The sequence below is a fragment of the Rufibacter roseus genome (assembly GCF_001647285.1).
GTDB lineage: Bacteria > Bacteroidota > Bacteroidia > Cytophagales > Hymenobacteraceae > Nibribacter > Nibribacter roseus.
In genome coordinates this window covers 354,663-374,560 of record NZ_LRML01000002.1, presented here as the reverse complement: position 1 = coordinate 374,560, position 19,898 = coordinate 354,663, and the positions used below count along the sequence as shown (strand labels likewise).

Annotated in this window: 16 protein-coding genes and 1 tRNA gene; 10 read left to right on the top strand and 7 right to left on the bottom strand. The window is 46.0% G+C overall.

Going from position 1 to position 19,898, the window contains the following annotated elements:
• The first annotated feature begins 292 nt into the window (after nt 1-292).
• Nucleotides 293-1,210, top strand: a complete 918-nt coding sequence (locus tag A8O23_RS03485) for an EamA family transporter (protein WP_204377670.1) — start codon at nt 293-295, stop codon at nt 1,208-1,210.
• A 31-nt stretch (nt 1,211-1,241) separates the two neighbouring features.
• Nucleotides 1,242-1,730, top strand: a complete 489-nt coding sequence (locus A8O23_RS03480) for a GNAT family N-acetyltransferase (protein WP_082882883.1) — start codon at nt 1,242-1,244, stop codon at nt 1,728-1,730.
• Between the two features lie 425 nt (nt 1,731-2,155).
• Here A8O23_RS03480 and A8O23_RS03475 read toward each other — a convergent pair.
• Both A8O23_RS03475 and A8O23_RS03470 read right to left on the bottom strand, forming a co-directional pair.
• Nucleotides 2,156-2,239, bottom strand: a tRNA-Leu gene (locus tag A8O23_RS03475).
• Nucleotides 2,240-2,285: 46 nt separating this feature from the next.
• Nucleotides 2,286-2,825: an iron-sulfur cluster co-chaperone HscB C-terminal domain-containing protein gene (locus A8O23_RS03470; RefSeq protein ID WP_066616578.1), complete on the bottom strand. Its 540-nt coding sequence runs from the start codon at nt 2,823-2,825 to the stop codon at nt 2,286-2,288.
• A 307-nt stretch (nt 2,826-3,132) separates the two neighbouring features.
• On the opposite strand from A8O23_RS03470, the gene A8O23_RS03465 reads away from it, so the two are divergent.
• Nucleotides 3,133-3,816: a response regulator transcription factor gene (locus A8O23_RS03465; protein ID WP_066616574.1), complete on the top strand. Its 684-nt coding sequence runs from the start codon at nt 3,133-3,135 to the stop codon at nt 3,814-3,816.
• Nucleotides 3,813-5,177, top strand: a complete 1,365-nt coding sequence (locus tag A8O23_RS03460; protein WP_066616571.1) for a HAMP domain-containing sensor histidine kinase — start codon at nt 3,813-3,815, stop codon at nt 5,175-5,177. Before A8O23_RS03465 ends, A8O23_RS03460 begins: the two co-directional genes overlap by 4 nt.
• A 224-nt stretch (nt 5,178-5,401) precedes the next feature.
• On the opposite strand, the gene A8O23_RS03455 is transcribed toward A8O23_RS03460, so the two are convergent.
• From A8O23_RS03455 to A8O23_RS03435, 5 genes are all read right to left on the bottom strand, one after another.
• Nucleotides 5,402-8,545, bottom strand: a complete 3,144-nt coding sequence (locus tag A8O23_RS03455) for an efflux RND transporter permease subunit (protein ID WP_066616570.1) — start codon at nt 8,543-8,545, stop codon at nt 5,402-5,404.
• 141 nt (nt 8,546-8,686) lie between these two features.
• Complete coding sequence (locus A8O23_RS03450) at nt 8,687-9,799, bottom strand: efflux RND transporter periplasmic adaptor subunit (protein ID WP_066616568.1); 1,113 nt, start codon at nt 9,797-9,799, stop codon at nt 8,687-8,689.
• Between the two features lie 20 nt (nt 9,800-9,819).
• Complete coding sequence (locus A8O23_RS03445) at nt 9,820-11,130, bottom strand: TolC family protein (protein WP_082882882.1); 1,311 nt, start codon at nt 11,128-11,130, stop codon at nt 9,820-9,822.
• A gap of 151 nt (nt 11,131-11,281) precedes the next feature.
• Entirely contained in the window at nt 11,282-11,575 is a 294-nt protein-coding gene (locus A8O23_RS03440) for a putative quinol monooxygenase (RefSeq protein WP_377131481.1), read from the bottom strand.
• A 224-nt stretch (nt 11,576-11,799) separates the two neighbouring features.
• Nucleotides 11,800-12,579 carry an SAM hydrolase/SAM-dependent halogenase family protein gene (locus tag A8O23_RS03435; RefSeq protein ID WP_066616561.1) on the bottom strand — a complete coding sequence of 260 codons (780 nt, stop codon included), beginning with the start codon at nt 12,577-12,579 and terminating at the stop codon, nt 11,800-11,802.
• Between the two features lie 109 nt (nt 12,580-12,688).
• Here A8O23_RS03435 and A8O23_RS03430 point away from each other — a divergent pair, with 109 nt between their 5' ends.
• The 6 genes from A8O23_RS03430 (at nt 12,689) to A8O23_RS03405 (ending at nt 19,785) form a co-directional block, all read left to right on the top strand.
• Nucleotides 12,689-13,729 carry a PhoH family protein gene (locus A8O23_RS03430; RefSeq protein WP_066616548.1) on the top strand — a complete coding sequence of 347 codons (1,041 nt, stop codon included), beginning with the start codon at nt 12,689-12,691 and terminating at the stop codon, nt 13,727-13,729.
• A gap of 244 nt (nt 13,730-13,973) precedes the next feature.
• Complete coding sequence (locus A8O23_RS03425) at nt 13,974-16,115, top strand: ComEC/Rec2 family competence protein (protein WP_066616545.1); 2,142 nt, start codon at nt 13,974-13,976, stop codon at nt 16,113-16,115.
• Nucleotides 16,116-16,258: 143 nt separating this feature from the next.
• Entirely contained in the window at nt 16,259-17,071 is an 813-nt protein-coding gene (locus tag A8O23_RS03420; RefSeq protein ID WP_239693325.1) for an enoyl-CoA hydratase/isomerase family protein, read from the top strand.
• Nucleotides 17,072-17,357: 286 nt separating this feature from the next.
• On the top strand, nt 17,358-17,810 hold the full coding sequence (locus A8O23_RS03415; RefSeq protein WP_066616542.1) for a sterol desaturase family protein: 453 nt from the start codon (nt 17,358-17,360) through the stop codon (nt 17,808-17,810).
• A gap of 26 nt (nt 17,811-17,836) precedes the next feature.
• Nucleotides 17,837-18,730: a MerR family transcriptional regulator gene (locus A8O23_RS03410; protein ID WP_066616540.1), complete on the top strand. Its 894-nt coding sequence runs from the start codon at nt 17,837-17,839 to the stop codon at nt 18,728-18,730.
• A gap of 539 nt (nt 18,731-19,269) precedes the next feature.
• Entirely contained in the window at nt 19,270-19,785 is a 516-nt protein-coding gene (locus A8O23_RS03405; protein ID WP_066616538.1) for an RNA polymerase sigma factor, read from the top strand.
• The last annotated feature ends 113 nt before the right edge of the window (nt 19,786-19,898 follow it).

Here is a 19,898-nt window from a genome sequence, read left to right as displayed (position 1 = left end):
GCTTTATGGAAAACCCCAGCTGGCGTTTAGCTCTTGTTAGCACATGATTTTTTACTTTGAAGTTTACAATTTTTTACCTGTTATGAAACTTTCTTCTTTGGTTATGAAACAACTACCTTTTAAATTTGAGGCAAAACCATCCTATATGAAATCTCTTTTTTGTAATACCCCGCCACCACGCGTTACTTTGCTTGCAAAATAACTGGTAATTAAAGGCCTAAGTGGGTTTATTAGTTTCATAGATTATCTCCTTTCTATTGACCACCAAGTTCTGTGGCTCAGGTTGTTTTGCATGCCTTTCTATTTTCAGGGTTTTCCCAATATTATCGCATTTAAAACAACCTCAAAAATGATTAACACATCAAAAAACAAATTTGTTATTCCGGCTATACCGGCAGTTTTATTGTCAATGGTAAGTGTCCAGGGCGGCGCTTCTATTGCCAAACATCTTTTTCCAATTTTAGGCGCCAGTGGTACTGCTTCTCTGCGGATTGGTTTTTCGGCTATCCTGTTGCTCTTTTTTTTTAGAACAAATCTGTTTGCATTAAATAAAAAGCAATGGGTATACTGCCTTGCCTACGGCACCTGCCTGGGTGCTATGAATCTGGTATTTTACTTAGCCATAAAACGCATACCATTAGGTCTGGGAGTTACTATTGAGTTTACAGGGCCATTGGTTTTAGCGTTGGTAGGGTCAAGAAAACTGCTTGATTTGCTTTGGGTGCTTTTAGCTTGTTTAGGGATAGCCCTTATTGCTCCCTGGCAAAACAATAATGTTGATTTACTAGGTGTTGCTCTGGCTTTATTGGCCGGAGCCTTATGGGCTGGCTATATAGTATTAGGGGGAAAGGTGTCTCAAATCATGAAAAGTGGGGATGCTGTAGCTGTAGGAATGATATTTGCTTCCGCACTTGTTTTACCTTTTGGAATTTTCAGTGGAGGATTAGCTGCCTTAAATGTACCTCTTTTGTTGATAGGAGTTGCAGTTGCCTTTTTAACTAGTGCTATTCCCTTTACTTTAGAGATGGGTGCACTTCGGCTACTTCCCTCCAAAACCTTTGGTATCCTGATGAGTTTACATCCCGCATTTGGCGCACTTTCCGGTTTGCTTTTTCTGAAAGAATACCTGAGCCTTGCCCAATGGTTATCGATTATTTGTGTCATTATAGCCAGCATAGGGGCAACTTACTTTTCAAGAAAAGAACGATAAACAGGAGCTAAGAACCTTCAAACTAAAACTGATGGAAAATTTAAATTTGATAAAATTGGTCGTAGCAAATTCTAGTCTGGAGTTTAATGATGGCCGCCAGTTATTTCAAGAGTACGCAAATGCTATAGATTTTAATGCAGGATTTCCAAACTTTGAGGCTGAATTAAATGCTTTGCCAGAACAATATACCCCTCCGAAAGGAGCCTTACTACTAGCTTACTCAAATGAAGTAGCCGTTGGCTGTGTTGCAATCCGAGAATCAGAACCAGCAATCTCGGAATTGAAAAGATTTTATGTACGACCAGCGTTTCGCCAATTTAAGATTGGTGCCCAATTATTGAAAAGGGCTATTGAGGAAGCGAAGATATTAAAATTTGATGCTCTACGTCTGGAGGTAATTCCCAGTCTTACAAAGGCAAAAGAACTGTATCGTTCATTTGGATTTGTAGAAATCCCACCCTATCAACCAGTAGTCTTAACGGGGACCGCTTATATGGAAAAAAAACTTAATGATAGTTAAGTTTTCCAATGCATTAAAAATCCTTTCGGTAATATCTGAAGGGATTTTTAATGTAATTAGAGCATTAGACAGAAAACTCTCTGAATATAGCCCAATTATGTATATTTCTATAAGTCTAGTTTACTTTAATTTTGTGCTAACTAGAGGATATACGGAGTTGTTCGGTTTATCTGCAATATGTATTGAGCTAAACATACGGTTTATTGTATAAATTGACAGATAATCGTAACTGCACTGCCGAATATACTATATATGATTTAGTAAGTTCACTTTTCTTAAGTATTCTACCTTAACGTTTTATCACGATTCTCCTTAGTGTGGCTTTTACAAAAAGTAAAAGAGCTAAAACCGTCCCCTAAAGTGTCCCCTGAAAACAAGAAAGCCTTGCAAATCATTGATTTACAAGGCTTTCTATTCGTTAAATGTACCCAGGGCCGGAGTCGAACCGGCACATCCGTGAAGATATTGGTGTTTGAGACCAACGCGTCTACCGATTCCGCCACCTGGGCAATTGCTACTTTTCGGTAGATTCTGAAAAACTAGGCGAGAAACGCTTTATTCGTCAGAAGAGGGTGCAAACTTATTTAATGATTCCTTAATACGCAAGAGGTAACGCTGCTTTAGGTAATAATTTTTTACCTGTTTCAAGGCTTCTTCCTGAGCCTCAGGCGGTAAGTTTTCATAGTTTTCCAGTACAGGCCAAATTTCCGCCTTCAGGTAACCCTCAATTTCGCCGGTTTGGTCAGAGACAATCTTGAATTGGGTTGAATCTGGATCCATCTCCAGTTCCATCAGCTGCTCGTTTAGCTCCATTACCTCTGCCAGAAAATCCTGGGGCAGGTCGTTTTGCCCACCTTCCTCCAATAATCCGTGCTGCTCCAGAATATACTGCATGCGGCGGTCAAAATTGGAAAGGGTGCGGTAGGCGTTGGTGTTAAGCGTTGACTTCTCCAAAATTTCCTGCTGCTTCTCGGGCGGCTCCATGGTGTAAAAGTCGGGGTGGAACTCACGGCTGAGGGCGTAGTATTTGGTTTGAATAGCCTTCTCATCTGGTAGAAAGCTTTCCGGTAGGTTATAAAACTCAAAATAATTCATAGTGTCCAAAATGATGGTATTGGTTTAAATAGCCAATGCTTGTGCCATAGACTTGGTAAAAGTACTCCTTTCCTGATGAATTGTTCTAAGTGAAGCTTATTACTGATATGGTTTAATGGGCAAAGGGAAGAATTATATGTTTAGTGCCTTGTGTCTTGATGAACAAAAGGGGTAATGTTATAACAGGTTCTGTTATGAAAAGCTACTTTTCATATCCTTTCTAATTCTTTAGTTTTACAGACATCTCTTCTCTTTGAATATTTCCCTAAGAAAATGTTCACAAGAGTAGTGTTATTAGCCCAAAAGAATGAAGGTATTAGTCATTGAAGATGAGCCCAACGTGGCAGCGTTTATAAAGCGAGGCTTGCAGGAACAGACGTTTGAAGTAGAAGTGGCTTACGATGGTAGCATGGGGAAGAGGCTAGCTTTACAGAATGAGTACTCTGTCATTGTCATGGATATCATTTTGCCAAATCTTAGCGGTCTTGACCTTTGCCGCCAGTTACGTCAGGAACAGCTACGGACGCCAATTTTACTGCTGACGGCCTTAGGCACCACCGAAGACATTGTAGATGGCTTAGAGGCCGGAGCAGATGATTACCTGCCTAAACCCTTCAAATTTAAAGAGCTACTGGCTCGGGTGCGGGCGCTATCACGGCGCACAGGCATGGTTACTGCCAGCAATATGCTGCGCGCCGGAGATTTGAGCATGAACTTAGATACCAAAGAGGTGAAGAGGGCAGGCAAGGATATAAACCTCACGGCCCGAGAATTCGCTTTGCTAGAGTTTTTCTTGAAGAAACAGGGGAAAGTTCTGTCACGGGTAGACTTGCTGGAAAACGTGTGGGACCTCAATTTCGACTTAAGCTCTAACGTGGTGGATGTTTACGTGAATTACCTCCGTAACAAAATTGACAAAGATTTTTCTGCCAAGTTGCTGCACACAGTGGTGGGCATGGGCTATATGCTGAAGGAGCCGGAGAACGCATGAATTTCAGAAACCAGTTAACCCTCACGTTTGCCGGACTCACCACCGTGGTGCTCATTATCATGGGGAGCTTTATTTATCTGGTAGCGGAGCAGTTTACCCGGCGCCAGTACTTCCAGCGGTTAATGGACAGGGGAATTGTTGCGGCACATATGTACCTGGAGCAAGATGAGTTCAGTGCACAGCGCATTCAGAAGACCAGACGTAAGTTTTTTCAGAGTCTCTCTGATGAAAAATTTGCCATCTATGACCATAATAGAAAATTACATGTGGCCACAGACACCGCAGGCATTGCCATTCCGGAAAGAATATTCCAAAAAATAAAGAATGAACGGGAGGTAGAGTTTTGGCTTGAAGACCTGCAGGGAATAGGCCTTTGGTATGAAGACAATGAAGGAGACTTCTATGTTATTGTTACAGCCAAAGACGTAACCGGAGCAAGTAAATTGGTGAACCTGCGGGAAGTGCTGATCATCAGTGTACTGCTGGGGTGCCTGGTGATGGTGTTAGCAGGGCATTTTTTCGCCAGAAAAGTACTGCAACCCATTGTGGCCATTGTGCAGGAGGTAAATAAAATAAGAGCTTCTAACCTGCACCTGCGGGTAAAGGAACGGCCAACCCGTGATGAGATTGCAGACCTTGTGAATACCTTTAACCAAATGCTGGAGCGCCTGGATACTTCTTTCTACATGCAGAAAAGTTTTATCGCCAACGCTTCTCACGAGCTCCGTAACCCGCTGACTGCTATCAGCGGAGAACTTGAGGTGACGTTAATGCAAGACCGCACCCCGGCTGAATACAAAGCTTCTCTCCAAACGCTACAGAAAGAAACCGAACGGCTGGAGAAACTAACCGCCGATTTAATTCTCCTGGCCCAGACTGGGTTTGATGAGCAGGAGGTAAAGAAAGACCGGGTTCGTATAGATGAAGTGCTCCTGGAGGTGAAAGCCGAATTAAAGTATTCTCTCCCCCAGAACCAGATTCAAATAGACCTTTCCTCGTTGCCGCAAGATCCAGACGTGCTGACGGTGTATGGCAACAGGAGCTTATTGCAGATAGCCTTCAAGAATGTGCTGGAGAATGCCTCTAAATTCTCTGATCACCAACGGGTGAGCGTGGCGGTAAAATGGCAGGCGCAGCAGGTAGAGGTAACCGTGCAGGACCAGGGTATTGGAATTCCAGAGGGTGAAATGGAAAGAGTCATGGAGCCCTTTTACCGCGCCAACAACGCCAGGTTTAACAACGGTACCGGTATAGGACTCACTATGGCAGAAAAGATTTTCAGGCTACACGGGGGCAGGATCAAATTGACGTCCACGTTACAAGTGGGTACTACCGTTGTCATGGTTCTTCCATCAATTTAAAAGTTTACTGGTACTGCTCCGCGCCAGTAGGAGGGGCTTCTGTGTCATAGAGGTTTGGTAGAGCAATAGGGTATAAGACAATGTTCTGTTTTTAGCCTGTTTTACGAAAAATAGGTTTAAAACAGAAGGAATGTAAAATAAAAGAGGTGGCCAGAAGCCACCTCTTTTCACTCAAAAAAAACAAACACAACTAAACAATAGGAACTGTTAAACCAATGAAAAAATTAAGCAGGCACAGCCTCTTCTAGCTGGGCTGCCCGGTATTTGGTTTGTTTATTTTTGAGTGTTCTCTTGTACACGCTGTCAAAGAGCAGCGGGAAAATAAGCAGGGTCAGAATGGTGGCGCTAATGAGGCCTCCAATTACTACAATGGCCAGCGGTTTCTGCGTCTCAGAGCCAATACCAGTAGAAAGGGCGGCAGGCACCAAACCAATGGCGGCCATCATGGCGGTCATCACCACCGGACGCGTACGCTCTGCCACGCCTTCTTTGATAGCCTGCATCAGAGGCAATTGTTCCTCCAGGTTTTTCTTGAATACAGTGATCAGAATTACCCCATTCTGCACGCAAATACCAAATAGAGCTATAAAACCAACCCCAGCTGAAATACTGAAGTTTGTATTGGTGAGCCACAGAGCCAGAATACCGCCAATCAAGGCAAACGGCACGTTCAAAATCACCAGCGCCGCATCTTTACCGTTTCCAAACAAGGCAAATAGAATCAGGAAGATAAGCACCAGGCTAACGGGTACTACCTGCATCAGCCTATCAGTTGCCCTGATCTGGTTCTCAAACTCGCCTTTCCACTCCAGATGCATTCCTTTGTCTAAGTGAATGGCCTGCTCTACTTTTTCCTGCGCTTCCTGAATGGTGCTGCCCAGGTCACGGCCTCTTACCGAAAATTTCACAGCTATGAAGCGCGCATTGTCTTCGCGGTACACAAAGGCCGGGCCGGTAACGGTGCTGATTTCAGCAATCTCTTTGAGCGAAATATTGCCGCCGTGACTCGTGGGCACCCTCAGGTTTGCCAGTTGTGCCTCATTATCACGAAACTCCTTCTGATACCTGATTCTGATGTCAAACTTGCGCTCGCCTTCATACAGACTGCTGGCGCCTTTACCGCCAATAGCCATTTCAATCACAGCCTGGGCATCAGTCGGGGAGACGCCATAAGAGGCCATGCGTTGCTGGTCTAGCTCTATGCGCATTTCTGGTTGGCCAATGAGGTTGATCACGCCTAGATCATCAATTCCCTCAATCTTATGGAGCACGTTGTACACGCTGTCTCCCAGCACCTCCAGCCGCTGCAAGTTATCCCCGAAGACTTTCACGGCCATAGAGCCTTTTACCCCAGACACCGCCTCTTCCACGTTGTCCATGATAGGTTGGGAGAAGTTGAAGCTGATGCCCTGGTAGGCGGCCAGTTTAGTCTGCATCTCCTGAATAAGCTCTTCTTTGGAAATTTTGCGCTGCCAGTCATCTTTTGGTTTAAGGTCTACGTGCAGCTCAATGTTAAAGAAACCGGTAGGGTCAGTGCCGTCATTGGGGCGTCCGGTCTGCGACATGACCTGCTTCACCTCGTCAAAAGCACCTATGGTGCGGCGTATTTTCTCCGTCATCTCCACAGACTGTTCTAATGAGGTGCTCATAGGCATACTGGCCCGTACGTAGACCGCCCCTTCGTTTAACTGCGGCAAGAACTCTGAGCCCAGAAACTTGAACATGTACAGCCCCAGCGCCATGACCACCATGGCCACTACAAGACTACCCCGCTTATTCCGGTAGGTGAACGAGAAGCCTTGGAAGACATATTTGTTGATGAAGTTCACAAACGGGTTGTGCTTCTCGCGCACGTTCTTGTTCAATAACATGCTGCTGATTACCGGCACCAGAGTAAGTGTGAAGAACAGCGCCCCTAATAAAGCAAATCCCAGCGTGTATGCCAGTGGCGAGAACATTTTACCCTCTACCTTCTGGAAAGCGAAGATGGGCAGCAATGCAGTAATGATGATCAGCTTAGAGAAGAAGATAGATTTACCCAGGTCTACAGCGGTTTTCTTGATGATGCCGCGCTTAGAAAGGGCGTTGAAGCGTTTCATACCCAGTTCATGCGCTTTCTTATCCAACACCACAAATAAACCTTCCACCATCACCACCGCCCCGTCTATGATAATTCCGAAGTCAATGGCGCCCATAGAAAGCAGATTGGCTGACATACCCTTCAGGCGCATACACACAAAAGCAAAAAGCAGGGCTAGGGGAATTATAATGGCTACCGTGAGGGTGGTGCGCCAATCTGCCATGAAGAGGAACACAATCACGGTCACCAGCACAATTCCTTCCAAAAGGTTGTGGGTTACAGTTTTAGTGGTGAAGCCAATGAGCTCAGAGCGGTCATAGAAAGGCACAATCTTCACATCATCCGGCAGCACCACGTCGTTCAGCTCAGTTATCTTGTTTTTTAGAGCCGCTAGTACCTCACTGGGGTTTTCGTTTTTGCGCATCACTACAATGCCTTCCACCAGGTTGGTTTGCTCGTCGCGGCCCACGTAGCCAAGGTTAGGCAAATGAGACTCTTCTACGGTGGCCACGTTCTTAATGAGGACTGGCACTCCCTGACGGTCGGTCACCATCACGTTCTCAATCTCGGCAATGTTGTTGAGCTGGCCAATGCCACGCACCACGTACGCCTGTCCGTTTTTCTCAATGACATCACCGCCCACATTTAGGTTGCTCTTGGCAATGGCTTCATATACGTCTGGGGCGGTAATGTCATATTTCCCAATCAGGCTGGGGTCTACGCTCACCTCGTAGGTTTTTACCTCGCCCCCAAAGCTCACCACATCGGCAATGCCCGGTACGCCCTTCAGCTTGCGGTCAATCACCCAGTCTTGTATGGTTTTTAGTTCACGTACATCTTTGGTTTTGCTTTCCAGGGTGTAGCGGAAAATTTCTCCGGTGGGACCCGCCGAGGGCTGCATTTCGGCATCAATTCCTTCTGGTAGATTCACGGTGGCCAATTGGTTGGCCACGAGCTGACGGGCGTGGAAATCATCTACCTCGTCTTCAAAAATCATAGTCACCACAGAAAGCCCGAAGAGGGAGATAGAGCGCAGGCTGGTTTTTTTAGGCACCACGTTCATTTCCACCTCAATAGGAATGGTCACAAACTTTTCTACTTCCTCGGCGCTTCGGCCGGGCCATTGGGTAATAATTTGCACACGTGTATTGGTCACGTCTGGGAAGGCCTCAATAGGCGTGTGCAGAAAACTGATTACTCCCGCCACCACAATTCCAAAGGTCATGAAAAAGACCAGAAACCGGTTCTTGAGCGAGAATGCAATGATATTTTTGATAAAAGAATTCATCTGGAAATACTGTTCTACAGATATAGATTAACCTCAGTGCCTCTTTAAAACAGGCAGTAAGGTATTTGCTTTTGTTTCTGTTTTGGACCCGTTTTACTGAAAACAGGTCCAAAACGCCCTACTTTGGTAATGCGGATTTGGCTATTTCGCTTTGGAGGCATTGTAAACCAGCAACGGGTATTTGCTCACCACCTGCTCACCTGCTTCTAAGCCGCTTTGTATGTAGGCTGTCTGTCCCACGGTTTGGTATAGTTTCACCTCGCGCTGCTCCACATCACAGCGCTTGCGGAACACCATCACATAGTTTTTGCTTTGGTCAAAGACAAGGGCATGGGCTGGTATGGCCATGAGTTGTTTGTTTTCGGGGTATTCAATTCTGATGTTCGCGAACATTTCAGGCTTGAGTGAGAAGTCAGGATTGTCTAGCCGTACCCGAACTTTCATGGTTCTTGAGTCGGGGTCCAGCACGTTGAAGATCTTATCAATCTTGCCATGTAAGACTTTATCTGGGTAACTGAGGGTGGTGACGTGGGCGGTGTAGCCCTCTTTCACCTTGGCAATGTCAGACTCAAACACGTTGGCCATGACCCAGATTTCATTCATGCTGGAGATGGTGAATAGGTTGGTGTCGTTGTCTGAGCGAATCTGCATGTCTACGTTCACGTTCTTCTCCACCACAAACCCAGCAGAGGGCGCTTTCACCACATATTCTGATCCTTTGCCAATGCTGTAAATGCTGAAGATTTGCTTCATGCGCTGCACTTCTGCATCGGCCATGTCTTTCTCACGTTGCGCCGCTAATACCTCCTGTTCAGAAACAAGTCCAGATTTTGCCATGTCTTTGGCTACGTCCAAGTTCTTTTGGGCTACTTGCAGGGCTGACTGCGCCCCAATGCGCTGTTGTTCAAATTCAGCTATCTCACTGCTGCGGATCACTGCTAACGTTTGGCCTTTCTGAACATAATCACCAAGTTCTACTTTCACAGCTTGCACGTGCCCGCCCACCAGCGGGAATATCTTAAAAACCTTCTTTTCGTCTAAGGCAATTTTACCCACCAACTGCAACTGATTGTTCACAGATTGCAGACGGGCTGAGTCTAGCTTGATCAGCTGAGCGAGGGTGTCGGTGAGGCAGAGCTCCTGTTCTGCCAGTGCGTCAACGGCAATGGATTTTTTATCTTCTGAGCAGGCAAAGAAGAAAGAGCAGCCAGCCAGTAAAGAGAGCAGGAGCGGTGCGGTTATCTTGTTTTTCATAATATTTTAACTAGAGAATTTTAGTAGGTGATGACAGGCTTTCCCACGACAAAGTTGATTTCCTCCAAAGCCCGTAGGCGGTTGGTGCTTAGCTCCAGCAGTTGGGTCATGCTGTCCGTATAGGTTTCGTAGTAATCCAGAAATTCAATCAAACTGATGTTGCGGCGCATAAAATTGGAGGTAACTCCGTCTAGAAGCCGGTCAAAATCCTGGCGGAAATTGGGGTCAAAGGAGTTGTAGAACTGCTGGGCCTCCTGCGCTTTTTTGAACGCCTGCATTACCTCCGTCTCCACGGTAAGTTGCTGCTGCTCTAACAGGTGCTGGCTTTGGGTTATCTGGTGCCGCGCCACGTTGATGTTCCCTTGGTTGCGGTTCCAGAGGGGCAGGGGTATTGAAAAACCTACCCCAACATAATCTCGGATGTAGTTACTCAAACGGTCATAGTTGGCGCTGATGGTGATGTCGGGCACCGCCAAAGCCTTTTGCAGATTAAGGTTAGCGTCTTGCAGCTGCACCATGGTCTGGGCGGCTTTTAAATCAAACCGGTTTTCGTGCGCCGTTTCCAGCAGTTGGGAAAAGGTGAGTTGGAAAGGAGTGACCGTGTTTAAAGTCGCTTCTTCCAGAGCAGGAACCAGCACCGTGGTGGCCGGAGTCCGGGTCAGTAGCCTAAGCTCCGTCTGGGTTACTTCTATCTCGTGTAACAGGGTGAGTTGCTGATTTCCCAGCTGGAACAGAAGTGCTTTTAGTCGGGTAATTTCTTTGAGGGGAATATTTCCTTTCTGGTACTGCTCATCTAACGCTGTGACCAACTGTTGCACCGTCTGTGTTCTTTCCCGCAGTACCCTCAGGGCCTGCTGTTGGTAAAACAGCTCCACCATATTGGTGCGCAAGGTGAATCGGAGCGTGCGCAGCAAATCAAAATAATCCTGCTCGGTGAGCTGGCTCTCCAGCGATTCTACCTGCACCCGCTTGTTTCGTTTGCCAGCTAAGTACACCAGCTGCTCTAGTTGCAATAGCGTTTGCCCGTTCCGGCTAACATCAAAGTACCGTCTGTTTTCTGGATTGTATACGCCTTGGTCTACCGTCAGCACGGGGTTCTCAAATAGCCTGGCCTGCAGGATAGCTGCCCTTGATGCCTCAATAGCTGACTTCTGTGCCAGCAAGGGCAAATTTCGCTCCTGAAACAACTGCTCTGCCTGCGTTAGGGTAAGGCGCAAAGAGTCAATGGTGGCTATGGTGGGAGCAGATGACGGGGAAGCAGGCTGCGCTTGGAGCGGCTGGTGCAGAAGACTAAGCAAGCCCAGCGCAGAAATATAAATGGGTACTCTCATGGGTTATTCTAATTGAAGAATGCCCAAAGGTAGAGTGACCGTATTAGAGGGTGATTAGAGGCAGATTAGAGAATGATTAGAAGTAAGTAAAATAGCCTTAGCACCCTTCAAAGCTATATAATTTAAATACTTTATCTACAAATAGTGGGAGTTATAGCTCTGTGGGTTTAAATGAGAAAGCCTGAGCGGGCTCAGCGAAAAGAGCCTTGGTCGGTTTCCAGACGGAGCCAAACAGGGCAGATTTACGGTAGTGGTTGAGGGCGTCTTCAGAGTCCCAGAGGCTGTAGGTGCTGTACACGTTAGGCAAGTTATAATCCTGGAGCAGGTCTACGCGCTGGCCCCCCGTGAAGGAGCGAATCTTGTCTCTGGAAGCTTTGAAAATCTCCAGGAACTCCTGCACTTTATCCTCCTGAAAGGTCATGCGCACCACTCGTATCAACAACATTGTAATTAATTAAGAATTAGGAATTAATAATTAAAAATTGATCTTGGAAAGAAGAGAAAGATCATATGGCTATGGCATTCAACAGGCACCTATTGTTCTTCTTTCCTCGTATGTTTTCGGTCTGCTTTTAGAAAAACAGACGAAAACATACGAGGAAGTGGTGCTGACGGAAAATTAAAAATTAATAGATCCCCCATTCTTAATTCCTAATTCTCAATTCTTAATTACTCCACCGGGTCTGGGACAAAGTGTACTTCCACCGGAGAGTCAAAGAACATGCCCAACAGTTCAGAAGCGTGGCCTTTGTTGATTCCAATGGTTAAGTAGCCTTGGCGGTTGAACAGAGCCACACAATCGCCTTCGCCGGGTTGGTTGTAGCGGGTGCTCACGCGGTCAATTACTTCACGGTTAAAGTGAATAGTAAAGTGGCGGCCGTGGCCAATGGCATCTACGCTGTCGCGGGTAATGTCGGTGATCAGGTTGCCATAGTGGTCAACGTGCACCACATGACCTATAATAGAGTGGTCGTTTAGGCGGAGTTGGCGGTTAATGAGTTGCACCATTCCATCGGCTAGTTCACCTATTTCAGCCATGTTAGAGCCATTTGCCAAAGCCACTGCGGCCGGAGCTAAAATATCACGGGCTGGAGAAGACGTGTCATGCATAGGGGGCAAGTCTACTAACTGGCGTGGGTCTCCTTCGGTAAGCAAGGAAAGTAAACCGTTGTCGGCGCAGACAAAATAGTGGCCTTTATAGAGAGCCGCCTGGTAACGGCCGCTTTTGCTCCCGTGGGTGTCTACTGCCAAAAGGTGAACCGTGCCCTCCGGAAAGTCCTGGAAGACGGAATTGATGACGTGCAGGCCATGCGCAATGTTGAACGGTTCAACGTCGTGTGAAATGTCAACAATCACTTGCTCTGGCTTGAGCGTCAGTATTTTGGCTTTCACGGAGGCCACGTAATGGTCCGTTGTGCCGAAGTCTGATAAAAAGGTGAGAAAACCCATCGGAACGGTCGGTCAGAAGAACTTTAATATTCCTATATTTGTCTTAAAACAAAACTACTATATTTTCAGTAGAACGACGAATAAACCTAATTTAAAACCATCATAGCCTTTGGTAGAAAAAACTATAACCCTGGAGGATATCTCGTTAGTAGATTTCCTGGGCCTCGATAACCAAAACATAAAACAGTTGGCCGCCGCTTTCCCGAGCAGCAAAATTATTTCGCGCGGCAACGAGATCAAGATTCAGGGGCAAACGCCTGAAATCACTAAAATTCACGAAATTCTTTCTTCGCTGATAGAGCATTATCACCAATACGGGAAAATCACGGATAAGAGCGTACATAAATTCTTAACCGCCGATAATGACTTTGAAGATGACGTGGTCATTACCAGCCCAGATGTAATTGTGTACGGCAGCAAGGGCGGCGTGATAAAGGCTAAAACTCCTAGCCAGCAGAAACTGGTGGAGGCCATTGCCAAAAACGATCTGGTGTTTGCCTTAGGGCCAGCCGGTACCGGTAAAACCTTTATTTCGGTGGCAATGGCGGTGCGTGCGCTAAAGAATAAGGAAGTAAAGAAGATTATCATTTCACGTCCGGTGGTGGAGGCAGGGGAAAGCCTTGGTTTCTTGCCCGGTGACATGAAAGACAAAGTAGACCCGTATCTGCGCCCCATCTATGACGCATTGGAAGAAATGATTCCGGTAGAGAAGCTTAAATATTACTATGAGAACAAAGTAATAGAGATTGCTCCACTGGCTTACATGCGCGGTCGTACGCTTAACAATGCTTTTGTTCTGCTTGACGAGGCTCAAAATACCACACCTATGCAGATCAAGATGTTCATGACGCGTATGGGACCCACTTCTAAAGTGATGATCAACGGTGACCGCACCCAAATTGACTTGCCGCGTAACCAGAAATCTGGCTTGATAGAGGCCATGAGCATATTGAAAGACGTGAAAGGCATTGGTTTTGTAGATATGCGAACTGAAGACGTGATTCGTCACCCTTTGGTGAAACGCATTGTAGATGCCTACTCTAAACTAGACGAGCAACGGCAGAAAGAGCGTGAAGAGCGTGAGAAAAATGAAACACAGGGGCAAGATGCTCCGCGCCGTCGTCAGAACTTCCGCCGCCACGAAGACTAAGGCTACAGAGTTAACCATTGAATAAATATGAAGCGTTTTGGAGTTGTTTTGTAAAAAGCAGCCCCAAAACGCTTTTTTGTGTTTATAAATGGCTTCTCTATAAAGAATAAACAAGGAGAGTAGAAAAACGTCATTTTCTGTCATAACTATGATATTCCTTTCAAATATCCTGAATTACGCTTAGCCGTAAGCATAAGGGTAAGGCTGCCAGTGGCCTTTGTGGTTTTGATTTGAATATAGTTGAATGCCTAAACGCGCTGTTACCGGACTGTGGCGACCGTTGGTTTGCTTTGTAGGTGGAATTCTTCTGGCTCACTTAGTAGGTCGTGATTTCGCCTGGGCCGGAGAGGTGGCCGCTTTTTTTGTGCTATTGTTTCTGGTAACCTTTTGGTATGTCAAGAAACGACCTTTGGGGCGCAGACGGAGGTGGGCAGGGGTAACTGCATTAGCTGCCATTACAGCACTATCGTTTTGGGCTACTTTTTTAAAAAACACCCCTAAAACTCTACCTGTGTCTCAGGGGGCAATCATGAATTACGCTGTTACTCTTGTAGAAGGAGTTTCTGTGAAGCCCGCTTCGGTGACAACAGTAGGCGCACTCTATGCCGTGCGAGATTCTGCCGGTAAATGGTCTGCAGCTAGCGGTAAGGTAGCGCTTTCTTTCCCTCGTTCCTTCGAGGCCGATGCCCTGCGCTATGGTGAACAATTGCTGGTTTATGGTTCTTTAGAGGAGCCACCGCCACCCAATAATCCTTTCCAGTTCAACTATAGGCAGTTTCTGCAACGAAAACATATTCAGTGGCAAGAATTTTTAACGCCTGAGCGCTTTCTGCTGCTGGGGCAGCAACCGCCATCCTCTATCAGGGCTTTAAGTTATAAAGTGAGAAGGAAGTTAGAAGAGGCATTCAGGCAGTACCTGCCTGAAAAACGTGAGTTGGCCATAGCACGGGCGTTGGTGTTAGGCGTGAAAGATGATGTAGATGTGGTGCTCCGAAATACGTATTCCCGAACCGGTACCATGCACGTGCTAGCGGTAAGTGGTTTGCATGTGGGTACGTTTTACGCCTTGCTTCTTTTTCTATTCAGGCAACTGAGGCAACGCAGGGGAGGGAGGCTTTTAGTTGGCGCTTTCCTAATTTCAGTGCTGTGGTTTTATGCTTTCCTTACGGGTATGGCCCCATCAGTGCTGCGTTCTGTGACCATGTTTACCATTGTTGAAATGGGTTTTATTTTGAGCAGGAGAGCCTCTGTGATGAATTCTTTGGCGGTGGCAGCTTTTGTGTTGTTGCTGTATGAGCCAAACCTTTTATTAGATGTGGGTTTTCAACTTTCATTTGCGGCGGTAGCAGGCATCGTTCTCCTGCAACCAAGACTGTCAAAGATATGGGAGCCCAAAAACAGGTGGCTGGGGTATGTCTGGCAACTGTTTACCTTGTCGGTGGCGGCGCAGCTGGCTACGTCGCCGCTTAGCCTGTACTACTTCCATCAGTTTCCGGTTTATTTTGGTGTTTCTAATCTGTTTGCGGTGCCGTTGGCCACCTTTGCGCTGTATGCTGGAATTCTGTTTATGGTGGTTTCTCCGGTGCCTGCCTTGGCTACCCTTGCCGTTAAGCCTCTGTTCTGGATTCTCTGGTTACTGAACGAAGGGCTTCGCGTGGTGGAGCAGTGGCCTAACGCGGTGCTTGATGGATTTGTGATAACGCCAGGGCAGGTGCTGGTTCTGTACCTTCTCATTGGTGCGCTATTTCTGTTTATCTATCAAAAGCACCTCTCGTGGTTGGGGATAATGGCTTTATGCGTTGCTTTTCTATCAGGTACTGAAATAGCGGAGGCGAAGCGTCAGCGTCAGAATCAGGAACTTGTCATCTACAGCTCTCGCCGAAGTAGTGCCGCCAGTGTCATAAACGGAAGTAGTGCCGCCAGTGTCATAAACGGAAGAAGTGCTTTCTTGGTAGCTGATTCAGCATTTTACGCCCAGCCGCAACAATTCGTCTATACTGTGCAGCCGCACTGGTGGGCCAGAGGAGTTGAAAAAGAAATTCGTTTTGGGGCCATTTTCCTAAAAACTGACCTAAAACAGCAAGTAGTCTATCAGGAACTTCCTTCAAATAACAAGCTTCTGGTGTGGCGCCAAAAGCGAATACTGTGGCTTGAAAAACTTCCAAAAGACCTAAAAGTGCCCGTTCAAGTGGAGGTACTTGTGTTGCAGCATAATGTGTGGGCTCCGGTAACCCATCTGCAGAATACATTTAAAACAAACCTTATCATACTGGATCAAACGAATTCCAGAAGATACACGCAACAGAAGGCGGCAGAACTTCGTGCTGCTGGCTATAGGGTACATGAGCTGGAAACGGAAGGAGCATGGAAACTAAAACTAAAGTGATGGCAAGCTGTTATGAAAGAACCGGATGTGCACTGGAAAATCGGCAAGGAGGCCTTTTGGCTTTAAGTCACCTTTACCAGCAGGGAGTAGTCATTTTCAGCCATCTTTCTTATCTTTCAATCAGATGCTGCGTAAACTTCAGTATGACAGACGACACCATGACAACAACAGAAACACTTGCTTTGCGCTACATCAGCTACGAATGTACTGACCGTGTAGCCTACATAACTTTAAACCGACCCGAAAAACGAAACGCCCTGAATGATGAAGTGGTAACGGAGCTGAAAAAAGCTTTTGACCACGCTGAGTTTGATGAAAACTGTAAAGTAGTCATATTGAAGGCAGTTGGTCCAGTGTTTTGCGCCGGGGCGGATTTAGAGTATCTGCAAAAGCTGCAGCACAACACCTTTCAGGAAAACCTGGAGGATTCTACGCACCTCATGCAGCTCTTTTACCAGATTTACACCCTCAAAAAGGTAGTAATTGCGCAAGTGCATGGCCATGCCATAGCCGGCGGGTGCGGCTTGGCAACTGTCTGCGATTTTTCATTCACAGTGCCTTCTGCCAAATTTGGTTACACTGAAGTAAAGATTGGTTTTCTTCCGGCCATTGTAAAAGTGTTCTTGCTGCGTAAAATAGGAGAGGCCCGCGCTAAAGAACTGCTGCTCACCGGTGATTTGATCTCGGCGGAAAGAGCTAAAACCATTGGTCTGATCAATGAAGTGGTGCCGGAGGAAGAGCTGTCAGAACGGGTACTAGAACTGGCGCAAAGGCTGTGTGTGCAGAATTCCGGTCAGTCAATGGAAGTAACGAAAGAAATGATTGCCCGGGTACAGCAACTCCCTTTAAAAGACGCCTTGGAATACGCGGCTGAGCGTAATGCCTTGGCCAGAAGCACGGAAGACTGCCAACGCGGAATACAGTCGTTCTTAGACAAGGAACCGCTGACGTGGTAACAATTGAGTCCTGAGTCGCGAGTCTTGAGTTGAGTAGGTGTTTTAGGGCTGCTTTCTGAAAAACATGTCAAAAATAGTTTTGCGTGAGGGATAGGAGTGGAAAGCCCGGAGCGATAGCGAGGACTTGTAGCGGATAGCCCGACCCTTTAGGGCGCACGCCATAAAAGAGTTCTGAGTCTTAAGCTCTGAGTCATCAATGCTGATTCTAAAATCTTGAGTCTTGTGTCTTACATCTTGTGTCTAAAATAAATTTTAAACATTACCATTGCCACTTGGTTAAGAAAATATGCTGACGAACGCGGCGATAGTTTTAGGGACTTTTATAGTGATGGAGTTAGTAGCTTGGGCGGTGCACAAATACGTGCTGCACGGCCCGCTGTGGAACATTCATGAATCGCACCACAAGCCACACAACCATCCGTTTGAGTTGAACGATGTCTCTTTTGCGTTTTACGGGGTAATTGCGGCACTGTGCTTTATTTATGGCTCAGAAACCATGGATTATAGGTTCTGGATTGGGACAGGAATCTCGCTCTACGGGGCAGCCTACTTTCTGGTGCATGACCTGTTTATCCATCGGCGGCTGAAATTGTTTGGGAAAACAAAGAACACCTACCTCCGCGCTCTGGATATTGCCCATAAAGTACACCACAAAACCAAAGGGCGAGACGGCTCAGAATCGTTTGGAATGCTGTGGGTGCACCCAAAATTCTTTAAAATTGCACGGCGTAAACGTTAGCTTTACCTTTTAAAACACTCTCTGCTGTGGCGCATTACTCTATCAAAGAGTTAGAACATCTTTCGGGCATAAAAGCCCACACCCTCCGGATTTGGGAGCAGCGGTACCAGCTGCTGCAGCCAAAACGAACCGACACTAACATCAGATACTACGATGACGCAGATTTGAAGAACCTGCTGAACGTAACGTTGCTGTACCAAGAGGGGTATAAAATCTCTAAAATTGCCCAACTGCCACCTGAGCAAATTGCCAAAGAAGTATTAACCTTGACAGATGCAGAGTTAGGGCAGGAGCATTTCATCAATCAGCTGATTGTGGCCATGGTGGAATTGGACGAGGTGCTGTTTGAGAGGATTCTGAACCGAGCCATTTTACAGTTGGGCTTTTCTACTTCCGTGAGACAGGTAATGTACCCTTTTCTGCACAAGATTGGCCTGCTATGGCAAACTGCCAACATTACCCCCGCACACGAGCATTTCATGAGCCAGTTGATACGGCAGAAAATGCTGGTGGCCATTGACGGACTTCCCATTCAGCAGGTGCCGCATGCGCCTAAGGTCATTCTAGCGCTGCCCGAAGGAGAATTACATGAACTGGCGTTGTTGTTTGCCCATTACTTGTTACGTTCAGCTGGTTATGCCACCTTGTATTTAGGTCAGCACCTGCCGCTCCCGGACTTACTAAAAGCAACTGAGCAATTTAAGCCAGACTACATCTTTTCAGTTTTTACCACAGTGAACCCGAGAATTTCTGTTTCTGAATTTATTGAAGAGTTGGTGGAAAAAGCTTCAGTGCGCCAAGTGCTGGTCAGCGGAGCTTTGGTGCAGTATTACAACCAAACTTCCCTGCCCGAAAAAGTGAAGCTAATTAAAACTATTGAAGACTTAGAAATATGGCTGCAGGAGAAACAGGCAGCTTAAAATCTATTCACCTACAAAATAATCCATCTGCACCAATTCTACTATTGGTGCTTTTTCTTTTAAGCTTATCCTAACTTATAACTATAAGTTCCTCCACACAGCCTCTGCTGTAAAATGTTGTTTTATTCCTGGAGCAGCCATTTAAGGAGTTTATATTAGTCTGCCTTTAATGATGAATTTTTGCCGGGTAACAGCTCGAATTCCTGTAATTCCGGTACACCTCTCCTTACCCTTGATTGATCAAACGTCTTTTTTATGAATGTTTGAGCAGTGCATAGGGCGCTTTTTACTATTGATACTAGTGACCATTCTTGGGAGGGAACAACACGTGTTGTTCTTTGACTTTTGTTGCACTCTGTTTGTTATTTCTTAAACGAAATTCCTGAATAGAATATAGCGTATTCCAATGTGTAGGAGTAGGAATAGGTGTTTTTATAGATTCTATTGAATAACCATAGAAAATATCTTAATAAAAGTTAACCTAAAGATGAGAAGTTTTCGTAATGTTGTTTAATGTTTTACCTAAAACGTTAAACAAAATGACTGCACTAGAATTTACCTCTGTTGTTGAGAAGCTTGCACCGGCACTTCGGCCAGCTGCTTATAATCTTACCCGCGATGCTGATGATGCAAAGGACCTGGTGCAGGAGACCCTGCTGAAGGCGTTTGCCAACCGCGATAAATTCAGAGCAGGTACTAACCTAAAGGCCTGGCTTTACACCATCATGCGCAATACGTTTATCAATCATTACAACAAGGTAACAAAGCGCACCAGCTCCTTAGACACTACAGAGCATTTCCAGTTTTCTCCGCTAGACACCAAAATGACAGATTCTAATCGGGCCTCAGGTGAATTTGCTTTAAATGACATATATAAAGCCATTGAATTGCTGCCCGAAGAATTCAGGGTGCCTTTCATGATGTACTACGTAGGCTACAAGTATTTAGAGATTTCAGAGAAATTAGAGCTGCCCATTGGTACAGTCAAAAACCGCATACACCTGGCTCGCAAAGAGCTGAAGCAGAAACTACACGTGTACGCTTACGGCGATTAATTCTTCGCAACCCTCTTTTATTTAAGAAACTGGGGCCATCTCAGCAGCTTTTAAAGGTAGAGATACGTATATTGGTTTTTAGTTATTTCAGAAGTCTTGATTCTTTATCAACA